The following is a 17,447-nucleotide window of genomic DNA, read 5'->3' on the forward strand; positions in this document are numbered from 1 at the left end:
TCACCGACCGAGGCCCTCGGCGCGGCAGGCCGCGAGTCCGTGTCTGATCAGCGTGGGGATGGTCTCGGCATCGGTGTCCGCGGGTAGCGCATCGATCGGCCACCACGCGAGATCGACCGACTCCGAACTCCGGACGATCTGGGGGAGTTCGGTGCCCGCCGATGGGGCGACCGCCGCATACCGCACGTCGAGATGCCGGGTCGGGACGCCGAGCGAACACGTGATCGGGTGGGTGTGCAGGTGTACCGGGCCTGCGGTCAGACGCAGGTCGGCGATGCCGGACTCCTCGGCTGCCTCGCGGGCGGCGGCGTCACCGAGCGTCTCGTCGGTCTCCTCGCAGTGTCCGCCGAGTTGCACCCACTTGCCCACACGTGGGTGCAGCGTGAGCAGCACGTGGCTCAGTGCGGCGTCGAAGACGATGGCTGATCCGGTGAGATGTCCTGCGGCGCAGGCGCGTAGGCACGCCTGCGGGGTCGCGTCGACAAAGGCCCGATAGGTGTGGCGTAGCGAGTCCTGCTCGAGATCGGGGGCGTTCCAGGCGCCCAGGATGCTGCTCGCGGACGCGTGTAGGGACTCCGCGCTCATCGCAGCACCACCAAACCGGTGGTGTCGGCCGGCGGGCGCAGGCCCGTGATCTCGTCGGCCGGGTGGCCGATGGCGATCGCACCGAGCGGTTCGGCGTCGTCGTCGAGCTCGAGTACCTCGCGGACGATGTCCGGCGCGAAGATGGTGGACCCGATCCAGCAACTGCCGATCCCACGAGCCGACAGCGCCACCAGCAGTGCGGAGACCGCCCCGCCTGCCGCCACCGTGAACATGGTGTGTTCGGCCGCCCGGCGACGGTCGTCGGGGTAGTCGTGCGCACCGTCGGGGACCAGCAGGGGGATGACCAGTTCGGGTGCGTCGTACAGGATCTGGCCCCGTCGCACCCGCTTGTCGATGGATTCCGGTGTCTTGTCGTCACCTGCCAGGTCGGCGCGCCAGGCGGCGGCCATATTGTCGAGCAACCGGGTGCGTCGTTGCGCCGACCGCACCCACACGAACCGCACCGGATGGGTGTGATGCGGGGCCGGTGCGGTGAGTGCCTCGGCGAAGGCCTCCGACATCTCGGTCTCGTCGACGGGTTCGTCGGCGAAGGTCCGCACCGACCTACGGGTCAGCAGCGCCTGCCGTCGACCGAGTTCGATCGCCTCGGCGGTACCGAGGCGGAACAGATCCTCGTCGGCGGGGCGGATGAGGTCGGCGGCGTTCGACCCGTCGTCGACCGGTGCCAGGCCGCGGACCACCGCGACGGGCACGCCGGTCAGCTTGCCCTTCACCAGGTCGGCGGCGGCCGCGATCTCGTCGGCGACGGCGATGTCGGTGACCACCAGCGGATTGCCGTAGGTGTCGACCGAGCCGTCGTAGGGGTGTGAGACACGGATGCCCGCGGCGCCGATGGCGACGTCGGTCTGGCCGTTGCGCCAGGCCCGGCCCATCGTGTCCGTGACGATCACTGCGACGTCGATGCCCGCGGTCTCGCGCAGCCGACGGCGCAGGCCTGCCGCGCTGGCGTCGGGGTCGACCGGGAGCAGGGCGAGCTGGTCTCCGGCCACATTCGATCCGTCGACGCCTGCGGCGGCCTGGACGAGCCCGATTCGGTTCTCGGTGATCAGCGTGCGGTTCTTGCGTGCCAGGACGCGAACCGTTTCGTCGTCGATCAGCTTGCGGCGCAGCGTGTCCCGTTCGTCTGGATCGGTCGGGGCGGACACCATGCGGCCTTCGGTCTTGGAGAAGATCTTGCTGGTCACCACCACCACGTCGCCGTCGGTGAGCCACGGTGCCGCACCGAGGAGCTCCGTCGCGATATCGCTGTCGGGGCCGAACTCACCGAGCCCGGTCACCGGCAGGATCTCCAGCCGCCCGGGCGCGCGGTGGTCGCCGGGCGCCGTCACGATGCACTCCCGGAGCCGACGTTCACATCCGGGGTGGGCACCCCGACGAGTCGGCACGCGGCGCGGACCATGTCGGCCGTGGTCGCCGGATCGGACATGAGCAGGGGAGCGCTGCCGATCGCGATGCCGTCGACGTCTGCATGATCGCCGTCGGCGATGAGCCAGCCGTCGAGAAGTCCGTTGCCACTGCGTGCACCGTAGTGCGCCGCGATCGCCTCCGCCGACGTCTGGACACCGATCACCGACAGACATTCGTCTGCCATGCCGCGTAGCGGGCGATTGTCGATCACCGGCGAGACCCCGACGACCGGCGCCGCGGTGGTACGCAGTGCACTGCGCAGCCCGGGCACACTCACGATCGCCCCGATGCTGACCACCGGATTGCTGGGTGCGAGCAGGACGACGTCGGCCTCGGCCACGGCTTCGATGACCCCGGGCGCCGCCTGTGCTTCGTCGGAACCCACCTGGGCGAATCCGAAGGTGGGGATCCCCGCGCGGTGCCGCACCCACCATTCCTGGAAGTGGATGGCGATCCGTTCGTCATCGGCACCACCGGGTTTCGCGACCACCACATGGGTCTCGTGGCGGTCGTCGGTGACCGGGAGCAGCCGTACACCAGGTTGCCACCGACGGCACAGCGCCGCGGTCACATCCGACAATCGGTAGCCGGCGTCGAGCATCTGCGTCCGGATCAGATGTGTGGCCAGATCGCGGTCGCCGAGTCCGAACCAGTCCGGATCGGCTCCGTAGGCGGCGAGTTCCTCCTTCGCGTGCCAGGTCTCGCCGACCCGGCCCCAGCCGCGTTCGCAGTCGATGCCGCCGCCGAGCGTGTACATACAGGTGTCGAGATCGGGACAGATCCGCACGCCGTGCATCCAGGCGTCGTCGCCGACGTTGACGATCGCGGTGATCTCATGTCGGCCGGACGGATGATCTTGTGCCACCGGGAGGGACTCGCCGGTCGCCGGATCCACCGGAGCGGGAAAGGGCGTGGGACCGAGCAGTTCCCGGACGCCGGAGAGGAAACGGGCGCCGCCGACGCCACCCACTAGGACCGTCACTTTCACCTCGTTCACTCTAGTGATTCCGCGGGCGAGGGTCTCGACCGCGGTCGGCGACGACATTTCGCGTGGTCAGCGGTTCGAACCGACGGCGAGGCGAAGATCGGGCCGAGGATTCGCTACCATGGGTGGCGATTTCGGGGGAGGTGATGGCAGATGTGTGATATTGCCGAAGCCTGGACACGCGCACGTGTCATGACGGTTGGAATTCGAGCACGGATGGTATTAAGGAATCTTTCGCTTTAACTTGACCGCGACACCCCATCCCGTGTGTAATCACATCAGTGTCATTCCGAGTTTGAGATCGAGAACTGATGGAGCGCAAGGTTTTCGATCATTTGTTCGAATGGCTCGGTGGGCGTGAGGCCCGGACACACGGTAGAGATCGATGGTGTGGGCAGATGTGGTGGAGCGGCACGTGGCCGCGAATCCCCGATTACTGGAACTGACAGACTTCTCGAGCTAGGAGGCGCCGACGATGGCTTTTGAGAATCCGATCGGCAATCCCCTTGAACCACGCAACTATTCCGATCCGATCAAACCCGTTGCCGCCTCGACTGACTCCGTCGAGCCGGTCGAAGCGGACATGGCAACCAATAACGTTGGCGTTCACGGTGATTCGTCGATGATGGCGTCTGGTGGCGCTGGTTTCCCCGGTCTCGGCGACGCCTCGGGTTCGTCGCAAGGGCGTCATCTTTCCTTGGTGCCCAACGATTTTGACGATCTCTTCGATGCTGTCGAAGAGCAGTGGCAAGACCGCGCCCTGTGTGCGCAGACCGACCCGGAGGCGTTCTTCCCCGAGAAGGGTGGATCCACCCGCGAGGCCAAGCGCATCTGCCAGGGATGTGAGGTCAAGTCCGAATGCCTTGAGTACGCGCTGCACAACGACGAACGCTTCGGTATCTGGGGCGGGCTGTCCGAGCGCGAGCGTCGTCGCCTCAAGCGCGGCATCATCTGAGCCCGATCGTCGTCGGTCGAGCGATCGGGGTGATCCGGGCGCACGGTTCGTCCGGCACCCGATCGCCCGCGATCGACCCCGGCCGGTCACGCCGAGCGCGTCACTCCGGCCCGCGGTCGATGGTGTCCTCGTCGAGACCGAGGTGGGTGGCGACCTGTTGCACCAACACCTCGTGGACGAGTTCGAGAAGATCTGCGCCCCGTTTGCCTCGGATCTCCAGAGGCCGCCGGAACAGGATGATCTGGGCGCGGGTCGGTTGTCCGTGGACGTCGACCCCGGCCGGGATGAGCCGGGCCAGCGGTACCGCGCCGTCCGCGGTGACCTCGTCTGGCCACTGAATCGACTCGGGGTCCCGGGGCAGCATGCGCGGTATGTCGTCGACGGCGATGTCGAGACCGTCGAGTTCATCGTGCCAACGGCTGTCGATCTCGGCGAATGCCTCGAGTGCCACGGTGTCGAAGTTGTCCGCCCGCGTTGCGAAGGCCGGCACGGATTGTGGCAACAGCGGCGAGCGGAGGCCGCGGCCGCGACGATCGCGGATGCGGGCGCGTCGGGCGGACAGGCGTAGCTGGGCGGGCCGCAGGTCACCGCCGCGACCGCGGGCATCCGATGCCCGCGCGTCCGAGGCGCGGGCGCGGGCTTCCTGGCCGCGACCGCGAGGGTCGTCGGCCCGTCCGCGCGACGGCCGAGGCGGATCGAAACGCATGGTGTGAGTCTAAGGATCCGCGGGGTGTCTGTCTTGCGGCGGGGCCGTTCGCGCGTGTCGCCGACGACCTGAACCGGACGCCGGGATAATCTCTTCAGCGTGAAGCTTCCCCGACAGTGCTGCAGGCCGGGCTGCGCTCGCGTGGCGGTGGCGACCCTGACCTTTGTGTATGCCGAATCAACGGCAGTGGTGGGGCCACTGGCCAGCGCGGCGGAGCCGCACTCGTGGGATCTCTGTGAAGACCATGCGCGCCGGATCACCGTCCCTCGGGGGTGGGAGATGATGCGCAGCGAGCGCGGCTTCTCCGCGCCGATCGCCGAGGACTACGAGTTGACCGCACTCGCCGAGGCGGTGCGTGAGGTGGGCGGTTCCGACCGCGTCGAGGCGTCGGATGGATGGCCGGATCGCCACGACGGCGCCGACGACACGTACGGCGGCCGGCACCGCGTCGGCCGGATGAGCCCACGAGCCGCCGACGCATCCGGGCCCGCCGACGAGGCGTCTCGACGGTCCGGACAGGGGTCACGTCCGCGTCCCGGTCGTCGCGGACACCTGCGCGTCCTGCCGGATCCCATCGATTGACGATCCCGTCGTGCCGGTCGTCGATCGACCGGTCTCGCGGGTCGGTACCACCGAATACCAGCGGCAGACATGGGGTCCGAGGCACTAAGGTATGTGTCATGCGTACCGGTGTGCCCGACCTCGACGATGTCGAGGAGTTGATCGCGGCCGACGTGGAGGGACTGCTCCACGGGGTGGCGTTGGCGGGTGCCCAGGTCCGGTCGGTCGCCGAGGCGCAACGTGAAGGGGTCCTGGAACCGCTCGGGCATCTCCGGCCGCGCAGTGTGGTCATCGTGTGCGCGACGACCGGCGTGGCCCGCTCGGCCGCGCAGCTGGTGATCGCGGCGGTGGGCGCGCGAATCGACGTACCCATCGTGTGTGCTCCGGCACTGCCCGGGTGGATCGGTCCGCTCGACGTGGTGGTGCTCGCGGGCGATGACGCCGGTGACCTGGTTCTGGCCGATGCCGCGGCTCGCTCGTTGCGGCGGCGTGCCGAAGTGGTCGTTGCCGCCCCGATCGAGGGTCCTCTCCGAGATGCGTTGGGCGGCAGTGGAATCGATCTCTCGCCGCGAGTCCGGGTGGATCCTCGGTTCCGGTTCGCCGGGATCGTCGCAGCACTGCTCGCAGTGTTCGTCGCGCTGACGGAGGTCCGGTTCACCGGTCAGGCTCCCGAGCTCACCGAGCTCGCCGACGCGCTCGATGGGGAGGCGGTGGCGAACCATCCGGGTAACGAGAGTTTTCGCAACCGCGCGAAGTCGTTGGCGGCTCGGCTGTCCGGGCGCGCGTCGATCTGGGCCGGTGACACCGCCGGGACCGCCGAGGTGGCCGCGCAGGCGGCGCATTCGCTGGTGGCCCTCGCCGGGGTGATCAGCGCGGTCGGAGAGGTGACCGACGCCGTGCGGGTGGTTCGGGACTGGTCCGAGCGCAGTGGCTCGGCCCCGACGGATTCGATCTTCTACGACCCCGAGATCGACGGTCCCGCACCGGAGAACCCGCCGCGGGTGTTCGTCGTCACGACCGTTACGCGGGAGTGGTTCCTGCGTCGTCGGCTCGACGGACTCGGCGACCTCGACGTGTTGGTCGGCACCGACGAGGACGGCGCGGCGCCGCAGCCGACCGCCCCGGCGTACGCGCCTGCGCGTGAGGATCTCGCGGGTGACGCCCCGCGAGACCTGCTGGCGCTGATGGTGTTGTTGTTGCGGATCGAGATGGCGGCCGTGTACGCGCGCCTGGCCGGGGTCTGACACCGATGAAGGTTCTCGAGGGAGTGGTGCGCCCGTATGCCTGGGGTTCGCGCACGGCGATCGCGGCGCTGCGTGGCAAGGCGGTTCCATCGCAACATCCCGAGGCGGAGTTGTGGTTCGGTGCGCACCCCGCAGGCCCGGCGAAATGCCTGGATGCCAACGGAGATGCGGGTGTCGACCTCCTGACGGCGATCGACGCCGATCGGGCGGCCATGCTCGGCTCGACGACGTCGGAGAGATTCGACGGCCGACTTCCCTTCTTGCTCAAGGTGCTCGCCGCCGAGGAGCCCTTGTCGCTACAGGCGCACCCGAGCGCCGAGCAGGCGCGGGCGGGCTTCGAACAGGAGAATGCGCAGGGACTGGCGCTCGACGCACCCGAACGGAACTACCGGGACCCATGGCACAAGCCGGAATTGATCGTGGCGATCACCGGCTTCGATGCGCTCGCCGGCTTCCGCGACCCTGAGGTCACCATCGAGTTGCTGCGGGAACTGCAGGTCAGCGAACTCGATCCCTATCTCGGAATGCTTGCGGGGCAGCCGGATTCGGAGGGGCTGCGTGCCCTGTTCACCACCTGGCTCACCTTGCCGGACGCCACCATTGCCGCCTTGGTGCCCGCCGTGCTGGCCGGTGCGGTCGAGGTGCTGGGCGCCCGACGCACCCGGTTCGCCCCGGAGTTGCGCACCGTGCTCGAACTCGGCGAGGTCTATCCGCGCGATCCAGGTGTGCTTGCAGCGCTCTTGCTCAACCGGATCCACCTCGAGCCGGGCGAAGGTCTGTGTCTGCCTGCCGGGAATCTGCACGCGTACCTGCATGGCACCGGCGTCGAGATCATGGCGAACTCCGACAACGTCTTACGGGGCGGGCTCACACCCAAACACATCGATGTCCCGGAACTGCTCCGCGTCCTGGATTTCTCCCCGGTCGGCCGTGATCGTCTGACGCCGCCGATCCGTACCGTCGGTACCGAGCGGATCTACCTCACCGAGGCGCCGGAGTTCCGGTTGTCTCGGGTCGAGCTCGACGGCACCGGCATGCTGCACGCATCGTCGGTCTGCTTCGACATGCCCGGCCCACAGATCCTCGCGGTGTTGCACGGCTCCGTCGATGTCCGTCCGGCAGGCGGCCGACCGATCACGGTGCCCGCGGGCCAGGCGGTGTGGATCGGTGACGATGAACCGGATGTGGTCGTCCACGCGGCGTCCGCGCACTCGGTGTTCTTCCGGGCGCTGGTGCCGCTCGGCGCAACCCCCTGAGATCACCCTGACGTCACCCGACCCGTCAGGTCGCCGTCAGGGCCCACTCGGCGGCGGTCGCGACCACGGTGACGGTGATCGTGGTGTCCGCGGTGATCACCCGGATCTCCTGTGGCACACCGGGGATCTCCCGCAGGACGAGCGCACCCGGGGCCACGTGATCAACCGGGGTGTCGTCGGGATCGGCGTCGTCGGGATCGACCACGATGACGTGTGTGGTGCCCGGCAGCGGGGGCGGTGCGGTCAGGCCGTCGTAGACCGCGACCCGATGACCGTGCGTGGGGGCTCGATCCGGATGGAGTCCCAACCGCGACGGATCACCGACGCTCTCGACGAGCCGGTGCCATCGGGCCGGGCTCACCGTGTGGACCGTCACCGACGCGCCGACAGCGATTGCACGTAGCAGCACCTGTCCCAGGAGGTGGCGACCGGCGACGATCGTCACCGATTCGACGGCGGGCGCGAACAGCGGCACTGCCACCGCCCGACCGACGCGGTCGGCGCCGACGAGTTGGCCACACCCGCCCGCCGGGAAGCGGAGGGTGTGCAGCAACGCGTCGGCGTCGGTGCCCCGGGACACGAGGAGCCTGCGGTCGAGATCGCCCGCCGCGCCGATCGGCAGTCCGGCTGCCAGCGCGTCGAATTGGTGATCGGGGAGTCCTGTCAGCCCGGCGGGCCACGCGTCGACGGTGCGGCCCGCAGATGGCAGCTCGGCGAACCGGACGAGACCCCCGACGACCGGTGTGCCGTCGGGGTCGGCGCGCAGCCGGAGCGTGATCGTCGTGGACACCGCGGCGTTGGCCCAGACGGTGTCGAGTATCGGGACGATGCTCGTCGGATCGATCATCGCACTGCGAAATCGGAGGTGGCGGTGATCGACCGACTCCCGATGTTCGGCCATATCGGAGATCCGTACGCCGTCGGCCAGCAGCTCGGTGCATGCGGCGATCTCGGCGGCCGACAGCATCGAGACCTTCAGTCCGCCTGCGGCCAGTCGGGCCGCCACGCGTCGTGTGGCGACGGTGGCCGTACGCATGGCGCCGACCGCGCCGCCGCCTCGTCGTCGGATCGCGTCGGGGCAGTCGCTCGGGTTCAGCCGTATCACCACCAGCACCGTGCGGTGCGCGGTGGCGGCCAACGGCCCCAACGTCCGATGGTAGATCTGCGCGATCCGGTCGGTACCCCAGGTTCGGATGCCGTGACCGATGACGTCGATCGATGCGAGTCGGATCTCGAAGGAGCACAAGGAGTCCGCGAGAGCGTGCAACGGGATGAACTGGCCGGACGGATCGGCGACGGATGCCGACTCCGGGGTCAGCCAGGTGAGGGTGGACGAGCCCGGTGCCACGCGAATCACCGTGATGAGGGTGTCGCCTGCCCATCGTGCGCCGATGCTGTCCGGGTCGGCGGCGACGTGCGGCCCGGTTCGTCGACCGGAGCCGGTGTCGATCGGGATGTCGAATGGCGGTGGGGCGAGACCGTCGACGCGGCGGCGCGAGCGTGTCCAGGCGAATCGGAGACGCCCGTACCACCGGCCGGCGTCCCCGTGCCGGCGACCGGCGACCGGTGCGATCAGGCACCCCGCGACGACCAGCGCCACCGCGCCCCAGCGACTGCCGCTGACCGACCACGCGAGCAGTCCGGCCGCGAGGATCGTCTGTGCGGCCACCACGGCCGGCAACCGCGGTGCCCGCCCTGTCATCGCGTCCGGGATCGTCATGCGTGCCCCCGATCGCCTTCACCGAGTCTCCCCGCCGAGCAATGTAGTCGGCTAGGCTTCCTCGCGCGTCGAATCGCCGCTGCCCCAGCAGGACCGGCGACGCGATGGGAGACCGCGTCATCGTGGTCGAAGGGGGAGACGATGGTCCGACAGCTCACCACCCGTGCACAGGTGAACGGCTACCGCTTTCTGGTGCGGCGCCTCGAGCACGCCCTGGTCCGTCGGGACGTACGGATGCTGCACGATCCGATGCGCACGCACCTGCAGGCGCTGGTGGTCAGCGCGGTCATCGGTCTGCTGGTGCTCGGCGGCTTCGGAGTCTGGGGTCTGATCCGTCCGCAGGGTTCGGTCGGCGACGCAAAGATACTGGTCAGCAAGGGTGGAGGCGGTACCTACGTGGTTCTCGACGACACCGTGCACCCAGTGTTGAATCTCGCGTCAGCGCGACTGATCACCGGCGGTGCGAACTCCCCGCGCTCGGTGTCGGACGGGACCCTTGCCGGCTACCCGAGGGGGCCGGTGCTCGGTATCCCGGGAGCGCCGGGGTCCTTGGCGGGTTCTGCACACCCGGGTGAGTCCGCGTGGACGGTCTGCGACACCGCCGTGGACGCTCCCACCGCGGCCGGGTCCGGGGTCGAACTGACCGTGATCGCCCAACGGCCCCATGTCATTCAGGGAATCGACGTGGCCGGGGCGGACGATGCGGTGCTGGTCGTCCAGGACGACGTGACCTTCCTCGTCTACACCGTCGCCCGCGACGGTGTGCCGGTCTCGGTCCGTGCCCGCGTGGACACCGCGAGCGTTCCGGTGATGCGTGCGCTGGGTCTCGAGGGGGCGGTGGCCCGGCCGATCAGCGCAGGTGTGCTGAACAGCTTCCCGGAGGTGGAGCCGCTCACCGTGCCGGTGATCGACGGCCGTGGCGCACCGGCCTCCGCGGCCCTCGATGGTGTGCCGGTCGGCTCGGTGGTCAAGACCGTGGGCGTCGACGACCGGATCACCTACTACGTCGTGCTGTCCGGGGGAGTCCAGCGGGTGGGGTCGGCCGGTGCGGAGATCCTGCGGCTCGGCGACCCCGACGGTGCGGCCGCCGCACCGATCCTGTCGCCGGGACAGATCGCCGCCGTGCCTGTCGTCGATACCCTGCCGATCGGTGAATTCCCGGTCCGCACACCACGTCTCGTCGACGCCGAGAACGCCGGTACGATCTGCCGCAGCTGGCGGCGCGGCACCGACGACGCGCCGGCGACGACCGGGTTCCTCCTCGGACGCCGTCTGCCGCTGCCGTCCGATGCGATCCCGGTACGGGTGAGTACGGCAGACGGATCGGGGCCCGGTGTCGATCGGGTCTATCTGCGTCCGGGCTCCGGCGAGTACCTCCAGGCAACCGGGTCCGAACCGGACAGCACGCGCGCCGAATCCCGCTTCTACGTCAGTGATGTGGGGGTCCGGTTCGGTGTCGCCGACGCCGGGGCGGGGCAGATGCTCGGTCTCGGCGACCGACCGAAACGTGCTCCGTGGTCGGTGATCGGGTTGTTGGCCCCCGGGCCTGTCCTGTCACGCACCGCGGCGCTGGTCTCCCACGACGGGATCGCTCCCGACCGCGACGCCCGATCCATCCCGGCCCCGGGGAGTTGAGCGTCGATCAGGACGTCAGCGGACCTCCGACGATGTTGGAGACGATGCCGCGCAGCACACGTGTGCCGTCCTCGGAGCGCAGTTCGTCGTACCAGGCGGCGGTGGCCTCGGGGTCCTTGCCGTGCGTGACGTCGCATCGTTTGCGGGCGCGCAGCACGAGGTCACCTGCGCGCTCGGTGCGGGTGTGCTCGTAGGCGGCCAAGGCGGCATCGACATCGTCGGGATGGTCGGTGAACGCGAATTGCAGTGCCACCGCGTCCTCCATCGCCGAGCAGCCACCCTGCCCGATGTCGGGGGTGGTGTTGTGGGCGGCGTCGCCGAGCAGCGCGACCCGACCGCGCACCCACGTGTGGAACGGGTCGACGTCGAGGATCTCGACGCGGTTGGTCGTGGCCGGATCAAGCGTGGCGATGAGGCGCTGTACGCCGGGTGCCCATCCCGCGAAGTTCTCGGCGAGTACCTCGCGCGCGGTCCCGGGGTGATAGGGCTGTCCCTGCGGCCCGGTCACGTCGAAGAAGAAGTAGAAGCGGTTGTCCGCGACCGGCATCACCGAAACCCGTTTGCCGTCACCAACATAGGTCGTCCATTCGGTTGCCGGTCCGATTCGGTCGTCGATCCCCACGAGCCCGTTGAAGTTCACGTACCCGGCGTAGCGCCGGTCCACCGGATGACGCAGGACGTAGTCGCGCGCCAGCGATCGCGCGCCGTCGGCGGCGATCACCACGTCCGCGGAAACCGTTGTACTGTCGGAGAATTCGACGGATGCGCCGTTGTCGTCGTCGCTGATCCGGATCATCTTGTGACCGAAGTGGATGTCGTCGATGCCGTAGGCGTTCATCAACATCAGCTGCAGTTCGGCGCGAGCGACCGGATAGGGTCGCTGGCCCACCTCGTCGATCAGCGGCTGCATGCTGAAGCGGCACATCGTGTCGCCGGTGAAACCGTCGAGGTAGGACATCGAGTCGACGATCCCGCCGAGCGCGGCGGTCTGTTCGGTCAAACCGAGGTGATTGAGACATTTGACGCCGTTCGACCACACCGAGATCGCCGCTCCCACAGGCTTGTTCTCGGTCACCTGCTCGTAGACCTCGACGTCGATCCCGATCCGTCGCAGGGCGATGGCCGCACTGAGTCCGCCCATCCCGGCGCCGATGACAACAACCTTCACGTGCTGCAACCCTCTCGATCTCGTCTGTCCGCGCCCACCAGGCTAAGACCGATTCTCGGTCCGCGCTCGCCGGAGGGGATCGGCGCAGGCGATCATTCGGCGCCGGCGGCGAGGGCGGTGACCATCCGTTCCCACTGCGTGGTGATCGTCTCGAGGTCGAGGCCGACGAACTCGCGCAGATGCCGGACGGCGGACGCCTGCAGTGGGGCCTGCACGGCGATCGCGGTGACGTCCAGCTGGTCGGTGAACCCGAGTTGGTCGAGCAGGATCTGAACGTGCCGGTTGGAGGCCGCCCACACCGGGTGGTCGATGAACTCCCCGGACGCGCCTCCGGCCTCGAGGAGGATGTCGAGATGATCGACGGTCAGTTTGAGTCGGGCTCGGCCATACGCCAGCAGGCGGGTGAGCGGGGGCGCGCCGGGGCCCAACGGCGGGGGTCCGGACATGTAGGCGCGCTGGATCTCGGTCTCCGAGTGGTCCAGGAGCGCCATCATGAGGCCGGTGCGATTGCCGAATCGGCGGAACACGGTGCCCTTGCCGACACCTGCTGCGCGGGCCACCGCATCCATGGAGACCGCGGCGGCCCCGTGGTTGTCTATGAGATCCTTCGCGGCGGCGAGCAACAGCCGCCGGTTGCGCGCGGCGTCGGCTCGTTCGGTGTCACCACCGTCTGGTGGGCGCAGGGGGAGCAGACCCCCGTCAGGACCGATCGGCACGTGATGAGGGTAACTCTTCGTCTCGCACCGGAATTATTCGGACTGCGGTCCGGTTGAACGCACGGACCCATTGATCCCATTGAGCCATCGAGAAGGAGCCTTCAGTGTCGGAGAAGAACGTCGAGATCGTCGCCCTGGTCGGAAGCCTGCGGAAGGAGTCGGTGAACCGTCAGCTCGTCGAAGTCGCTGCCGCGAACGCACCGGCAGGCGTGACCGTACGGATCGTCGAGGGCCTCGGTGCCCTGCAGTTCTACAGCGAGGACGATGATCCGTCGACCGCGGCGGATGCGACTCTTCCCGCCGGTGTCGCCGAGGTGCGGGCCGCCGTTGCCGGTGCCGACGCCGTGCTGGTGGCCACGCCCGAGTACAACGGCACGATCCCGGCCGTGCTCAAGAACGCCATCGACTGGCTGTCCCGGCCGTTCGGCGCGGGCGCGTTGTCGGCCAAGCCGGTCGGCGTCATCGGCGCTGCCCTCGGTCAGTACGCCGGCACCTGGTCGCGTGAGGACACCCGCAAGTCCATCCGCATCGCCGGCGGCACGGTCGTCGAAGAGGTCGAGGTCGGGATCCAGACCTCCAAGCTCGGCGAGCAGGGCGTCAGCGACCCGGCCGTCATCGAGCAGGTCGTCGCCGCCGTCAATCGTCTGGTCGACGAGGTCACCGTCGCGGCCTGATCTCACGATTTTCCGACGCGCCGTCGTGGGCCCCAGGGGCCTGCGGCGGCGCGTTGTCGTCTCGATCTCGTAACGGCCCTGTGGACCGTCGGTGGACATGTTGTGGAGAGCCGTGGGAGAAGGTGTGGACGACACGCCGGACACGCCCGACTTCACGATCGCGGATAGCCCGCGACCTGCGGCTTTCACGAATGTTATTCACAAGTTCTTGTGGTGCATCGAAACGTCGGACACTAGGTGTAGTGTTTTGGACACCAGCACGGCAGACGACGCAGACCGGTGTGAGCATGCGGAGGACGCCACGAAGGCGGTGATCTGGATCACTTTCTTCACGTTGGGAAAGTGTCCGTCACCACAGGGCGTTGGACGTCATATGCGGAGTTTCCGCAGGCGTCCGACACGCGCCGGGAGACGGGGTTCGCGCCCTTTCGGGGGTACGGACGGTGACGCCCACACGGGCAGAACCGGTGACAGCAGTAGACCGACATGACGACCCAGTGACTTGACGACCCAGTGACACGACCCCGACATCATCTGATGACCGATCCGATGAGCCCGGGGTCCGCACACCGATCCAGTACACAGTCTGATCCAGCAAGGAGAACTTTGATGGCCATCACCGTCTACACGAAGCCCGCCTGTGTCCAGTGCAACGCCACCTACAAGGCGTTGGACAAGCAGGGGTTGGATTACGACGTCGTCGACATCACCCAGGACGACGAGGCGCGTGACTACGTGATGGCTCTCGGGTATCTGCAGGCCCCCGTGGTGGTCGTGGGCGACGATCACTGGTCGGGTTTCCGTCCCGATCGCATCAAGGCACTCGCCACCGCCGCAGCCTGACGGCCACGCCCGGTCCACGTGTGTCGTGTGCCGCGATCCGAAGGGGAAGCCGGATCGGCGCGACACCGCGAAGTGAACAGTCCCACGTCGGGAGGTGGACGATGAGAACAGCGGCGCCGGGAGCGCAGCGAGCGGGCCGGATCGGCACCGCGCCGGGAGCGCAGCGAGCGGGCCGGATCGGGACCGCGCCGGGAGAGAAGCGAGCGGCTTCGGATCCTCTGGTCGTCTATTTCTCGTCGGTCTCGGAGAACACCCACCGATTCGTCGAGAAACTGGGTATGCGCAGCGTTCGCATCCCGGTTCTCGACGATCCGGGTGGGTTCACCGTCGACGAGCCCTTCGTGTTGATCTGCCCGACCTACGGGGGTGGCAAGGCGTCGGGCGCATCCGGCGGGTTCGTGCCCAAGCAGGTCATCAAGTTCTTGAACAACCAGCACAACCGATCCCTGATCCGAGGTGTGATCGCGGCCGGGAACACGAACTTCGGCGAGGAGTTCTGTTTTGCCGGTGACATCATCTCGCGCAAGTGTGCGGTGCCCTACCTCTATCGATTCGAATTGATGGGAACCGCCGACGACGTCGACCGGGTGCGTGCGGGTCTCGCGGATTTCGCGGCGGGCGTGGCGTTCACCGATCCGTCCCGGGCCGAACTCAGCGCTGCGCGCGCCTGAATCTGTCGGACTCGCGTTCTAGCCTTGTACATACAGCAACACCGATCTTTCAGGAGTCTTTCGTGTCGCCAACTGTCGCTCCCGTCTCCGATACCGCATCCGCGAGCCAGTCGGGCGTTCATCCCGGTCCGTCCGGTCATGAGCCGGGCGAGCTGGACTACCACGCGCTCAACGCGATGCTCAACCTGTACGACGTGGACGGCAAGATCCAGTTCGACAAGGATCGCGAGGCCGCTCACCAGTATTTCCTGCAACACGTCAACCAGAACACCGTGTTCTTCCATGACCTCGACGAGAAGCTCGACTATCTCGTCGAAGAGAACTACTACGAGCCCGAGGTGCTCGGTCGATACGACCGAGAGTTCGTGAAATTGCTGTTCGGCCATGCCTATTCGAAGAAGTTCCGGTTCCCGACCTTCCTCGGCGCGTTCAAGTACTACACCAGCTACACGCTGAAGACGTTCGACGGGAAGCGCTACCTGGAGCGGTTCGAGGATCGTGTCTGCATGGTGGCGCTCACCCTTGCCGACGGTGACACGGCGCTGGCGCGCAACCTGGTAGACGAGATCATGGACGGCCGATTCCAGCCGGCCACACCGACCTTTCTCAATTCCGGGAAAAAGCAACGGGGCGAGCCGGTTTCGTGCTTCTTGCTGCGTATCGAAGACAACATGGAGTCGATCGGTCGGTCGATCAACTCGGCGCTGCAGCTGTCCAAGCGTGGCGGTGGCGTCGCATTGCTGCTGTCCAACATCCGTGAGCACGGCGCGCCGATCAAGAAGATCGAGAACCAGTCGTCGGGTGTCATCCCGATCATGAAGCTGCTCGAGGACTCCTTCTCGTACGCCAACCAGCTCGGCGCGCGTCAGGGTGCCGGTGCGGTCTATCTGCACGCCCATCACCCGGACATCTATCGCTTCCTGGACACCAAACGGGAGAACGCGGACGAGAAGATCCGGATCAAGACCCTCTCGCTCGGCGTGGTGATCCCCGACATCACCTTCCAGCTGGCCAAGGCCAACGACGACATGTACCTGTTCAGTCCGTACGACGTGGAGCGCGTCTACGGGGTGCCGTTCGCCGACATCAACGTGACCGACAAGTATCACGAGATGGTGGAGGACCGTCGGATCCGCAAGACCAAGATCAAGGCGCGTGAGTTCTTCCAGACCCTCGCCGAGCTGCAGTTCGAGTCCGGCTATCCGTACATCATGTTCGAGGACACGGTGAATCGGGCCAACCCCATCGACGGCAAGATCACCCACTCCAATCTCTGCTCGGAGATCTTGCAGGTCTCCACCGCGTCGACCTTCAACGACGACCTCTCCTACTCGCATGTGGGCAAGGACATCTCGTGCAACCTGGGTTCGTTGAACATCGCCAAGACGATGGACTCGCCCGATTTCGGGCAGTCCATCGAGACCGCGATCCGCGGCCTGACCGCGGTCAGCGATCAGACGGCGATCACCTCGGTTCCGTCGATCGAGAAGGGCAACAACGACTCTCACGCGATCGGCCTCGGGCAGATGAACCTGCACGGCTATCTCGCACGTGAGCGGATCTTCTACGGCAGTGACGAGGGCATCGACTTCACGAACATCTACTTCTACACCGTGCTGTTCCACGCGCTTCGGGCATCGAACAGGATCGCTCGGGAACGTGGCCAGGCATTCGGCGGCTTCGAGCGCTCGAAGTACGCCACCGGCGAGTTCTTCGACAAGTACATCAACAAGGTGTGGGAGCCGGAAACGCAGAAGGTCCGGGATCTGTTCGGGCAGGCAGGCATCCACATCCCGACGCAAGACGACTGGCGGGAGCTGAAGACGGCCGTCGCACGCGACGGCATCTACAACCAGAACCTGCAGGCGGTTCCGCCGACCGGCTCGATCAGCTACATCAACCACTCGACGAGTTCGATCCATCCGGTCGCCGCGAAGATCGAGATCCGCAAGGAAGGCAAGATCGGTCGCGTCTACTATCCGGCGCCGTACATGACCAACGACAACCTGGAGTACTACCAGGATGCCTACGAGGTCGGGTACGAGAAGGTCATCGACACCTATGCGGCGGCCACGCAACACGTCGATCAGGGGCTGAGTCTGACCCTGTTCTTCAAGGACACCGCCACCACGCGTGAGGTCAACAAGGCGCAGATCTACGCCTGGCGCAAGGGGATCAAGACGCTGTACTACATCCGCCTGCGGCAGATGGCTCTCGAGGGGACCGAGGTGGAGGGTTGCGTCAGTTGCATGTTGTGATCCTCTGTCGCCAAACGCCTCTCAGCACTCACCAAGGGATGA

The 17,447-nt window shown here is 67.3% G+C and carries 16 protein-coding genes; 9 read left to right on the forward strand and 7 right to left on the reverse strand.

Annotation, left to right across the window (positions count from 1 at the left end; translation table 11 throughout):
* From AAFP35_RS19450 to cofD, 3 genes are read right to left on the reverse strand one after another with little or no spacing between them, the layout of a single operon-like run.
* Positions 1-585, reverse strand: a complete 585-nt coding sequence (locus AAFP35_RS19450; RefSeq protein ID WP_419223283.1) for an NUDIX domain-containing protein — start codon at positions 583-585, stop codon at positions 1-3.
* Positions 582-1,934, reverse strand: coding sequence for a coenzyme F420-0:L-glutamate ligase (locus tag AAFP35_RS19455; RefSeq protein ID WP_419223284.1), 1,353 nt, complete (start codon positions 1,932-1,934; stop codon positions 582-584). The genes AAFP35_RS19450 and AAFP35_RS19455 overlap by 4 nt, the downstream gene beginning before the upstream one ends.
* Entirely contained in the window at positions 1,931-3,001 is a 1,071-nt protein-coding gene (gene cofD / locus AAFP35_RS19460) for a 2-phospho-L-lactate transferase (protein WP_419223285.1), read from the reverse strand. The genes AAFP35_RS19455 and cofD overlap by 4 nt, the downstream gene beginning before the upstream one ends.
* A 694-nt stretch (positions 3,002-3,695) precedes the next feature.
* Between cofD and AAFP35_RS19465 the strand changes: the two genes are divergently transcribed.
* Positions 3,696-3,953, forward strand: coding sequence for a WhiB family transcriptional regulator (locus tag AAFP35_RS19465; RefSeq protein WP_171011557.1), 258 nt, complete (start codon positions 3,696-3,698; stop codon positions 3,951-3,953).
* A gap of 100 nt (positions 3,954-4,053) precedes the next feature.
* Here the strand turns inward: AAFP35_RS19465 and AAFP35_RS19470 are convergent, their stop codons facing one another.
* Positions 4,054-4,659: a metallopeptidase family protein gene (locus AAFP35_RS19470; RefSeq protein WP_419223286.1), complete on the reverse strand. Its 606-nt coding sequence runs from the start codon at positions 4,657-4,659 to the stop codon at positions 4,054-4,056.
* 99 nt (positions 4,660-4,758) lie between these two features.
* Here AAFP35_RS19470 and AAFP35_RS19475 point away from each other — a divergent pair, with 99 nt between their 5' ends.
* The 3 genes from AAFP35_RS19475 to manA all read left to right on the forward strand — a co-directional run bounded on the left by AAFP35_RS19475 (position 4,759) and on the right by manA (position 7,720).
* Positions 4,759-5,241, forward strand: a complete 483-nt coding sequence (locus AAFP35_RS19475; RefSeq protein WP_419223287.1) for a DUF3499 domain-containing protein — start codon at positions 4,759-4,761, stop codon at positions 5,239-5,241.
* A gap of 98 nt (positions 5,242-5,339) precedes the next feature.
* Complete coding sequence (locus AAFP35_RS19480; protein ID WP_419223288.1) at positions 5,340-6,464, forward strand: hypothetical protein; 1,125 nt, start codon at positions 5,340-5,342, stop codon at positions 6,462-6,464.
* A 5-nt stretch (positions 6,465-6,469) separates the two neighbouring features.
* Positions 6,470-7,720 carry a mannose-6-phosphate isomerase, class I gene (gene manA / locus AAFP35_RS19485; RefSeq protein ID WP_419223289.1) on the forward strand — a complete coding sequence of 417 codons (1,251 nt, stop codon included), beginning with the start codon at positions 6,470-6,472 and terminating at the stop codon, positions 7,718-7,720.
* A 25-nt stretch (positions 7,721-7,745) separates the two neighbouring features.
* On the opposite strand, the gene eccE is transcribed toward manA, so the two are convergent.
* Positions 7,746-9,440 carry a type VII secretion protein EccE gene (eccE, locus tag AAFP35_RS19490; RefSeq protein ID WP_419223290.1) on the reverse strand — a complete coding sequence of 565 codons (1,695 nt, stop codon included), beginning with the start codon at positions 9,438-9,440 and terminating at the stop codon, positions 7,746-7,748.
* A gap of 141 nt (positions 9,441-9,581) precedes the next feature.
* Here eccE and eccB point away from each other — a divergent pair, with 141 nt between their 5' ends.
* The gene (eccB, locus tag AAFP35_RS19495) at positions 9,582-11,075 is read left to right on the forward strand and encodes a type VII secretion protein EccB (protein ID WP_419223291.1); all 1,494 of its coding nucleotides are present in this window, start codon (positions 9,582-9,584) and stop codon (positions 11,073-11,075) included.
* Between the two features lie 7 nt (positions 11,076-11,082).
* On the opposite strand, the gene hpxO is transcribed toward eccB, so the two are convergent.
* Both hpxO and AAFP35_RS19505 read right to left on the reverse strand, forming a co-directional pair.
* Entirely contained in the window at positions 11,083-12,243 is a 1,161-nt protein-coding gene (gene hpxO, locus AAFP35_RS19500; protein WP_419223292.1) for an FAD-dependent urate hydroxylase HpxO, read from the reverse strand.
* Between the two features lie 92 nt (positions 12,244-12,335).
* Positions 12,336-12,959 (reverse strand): TetR/AcrR family transcriptional regulator, encoded by a 624-nt coding sequence (locus AAFP35_RS19505; protein WP_419223293.1) that lies wholly within the window; start codon positions 12,957-12,959, stop codon positions 12,336-12,338.
* 104 nt (positions 12,960-13,063) lie between these two features.
* Between AAFP35_RS19505 and AAFP35_RS19510 the strand changes: the two genes are divergently transcribed.
* From AAFP35_RS19510 to nrdE, 4 genes are all read left to right on the forward strand, one after another.
* Entirely contained in the window at positions 13,064-13,633 is a 570-nt protein-coding gene (locus AAFP35_RS19510) for an NAD(P)H-dependent oxidoreductase (protein WP_419223294.1), read from the forward strand.
* A gap of 609 nt (positions 13,634-14,242) precedes the next feature.
* Positions 14,243-14,476 (forward strand): glutaredoxin-like protein NrdH, encoded by a 234-nt coding sequence (gene nrdH, locus AAFP35_RS19515; protein WP_419223295.1) that lies wholly within the window; start codon positions 14,243-14,245, stop codon positions 14,474-14,476.
* Between the two features lie 101 nt (positions 14,477-14,577).
* Entirely contained in the window at positions 14,578-15,147 is a 570-nt protein-coding gene (gene nrdI / locus AAFP35_RS19520; protein WP_419223296.1) for a class Ib ribonucleoside-diphosphate reductase assembly flavoprotein NrdI, read from the forward strand.
* Positions 15,148-15,209: 62 nt separating this feature from the next.
* Positions 15,210-17,405, forward strand: a complete 2,196-nt coding sequence (gene nrdE, locus AAFP35_RS19525; RefSeq protein ID WP_419223297.1) for a class 1b ribonucleoside-diphosphate reductase subunit alpha — start codon at positions 15,210-15,212, stop codon at positions 17,403-17,405.
* Positions 17,406-17,447: the final 42 nt, after the last annotated feature.

Source organism: Gordonia sp. CPCC 206044, assembly GCF_048537895.1.
Classification (GTDB): Bacteria; Actinomycetota; Actinomycetes; order Mycobacteriales; family Mycobacteriaceae; genus Gordonia.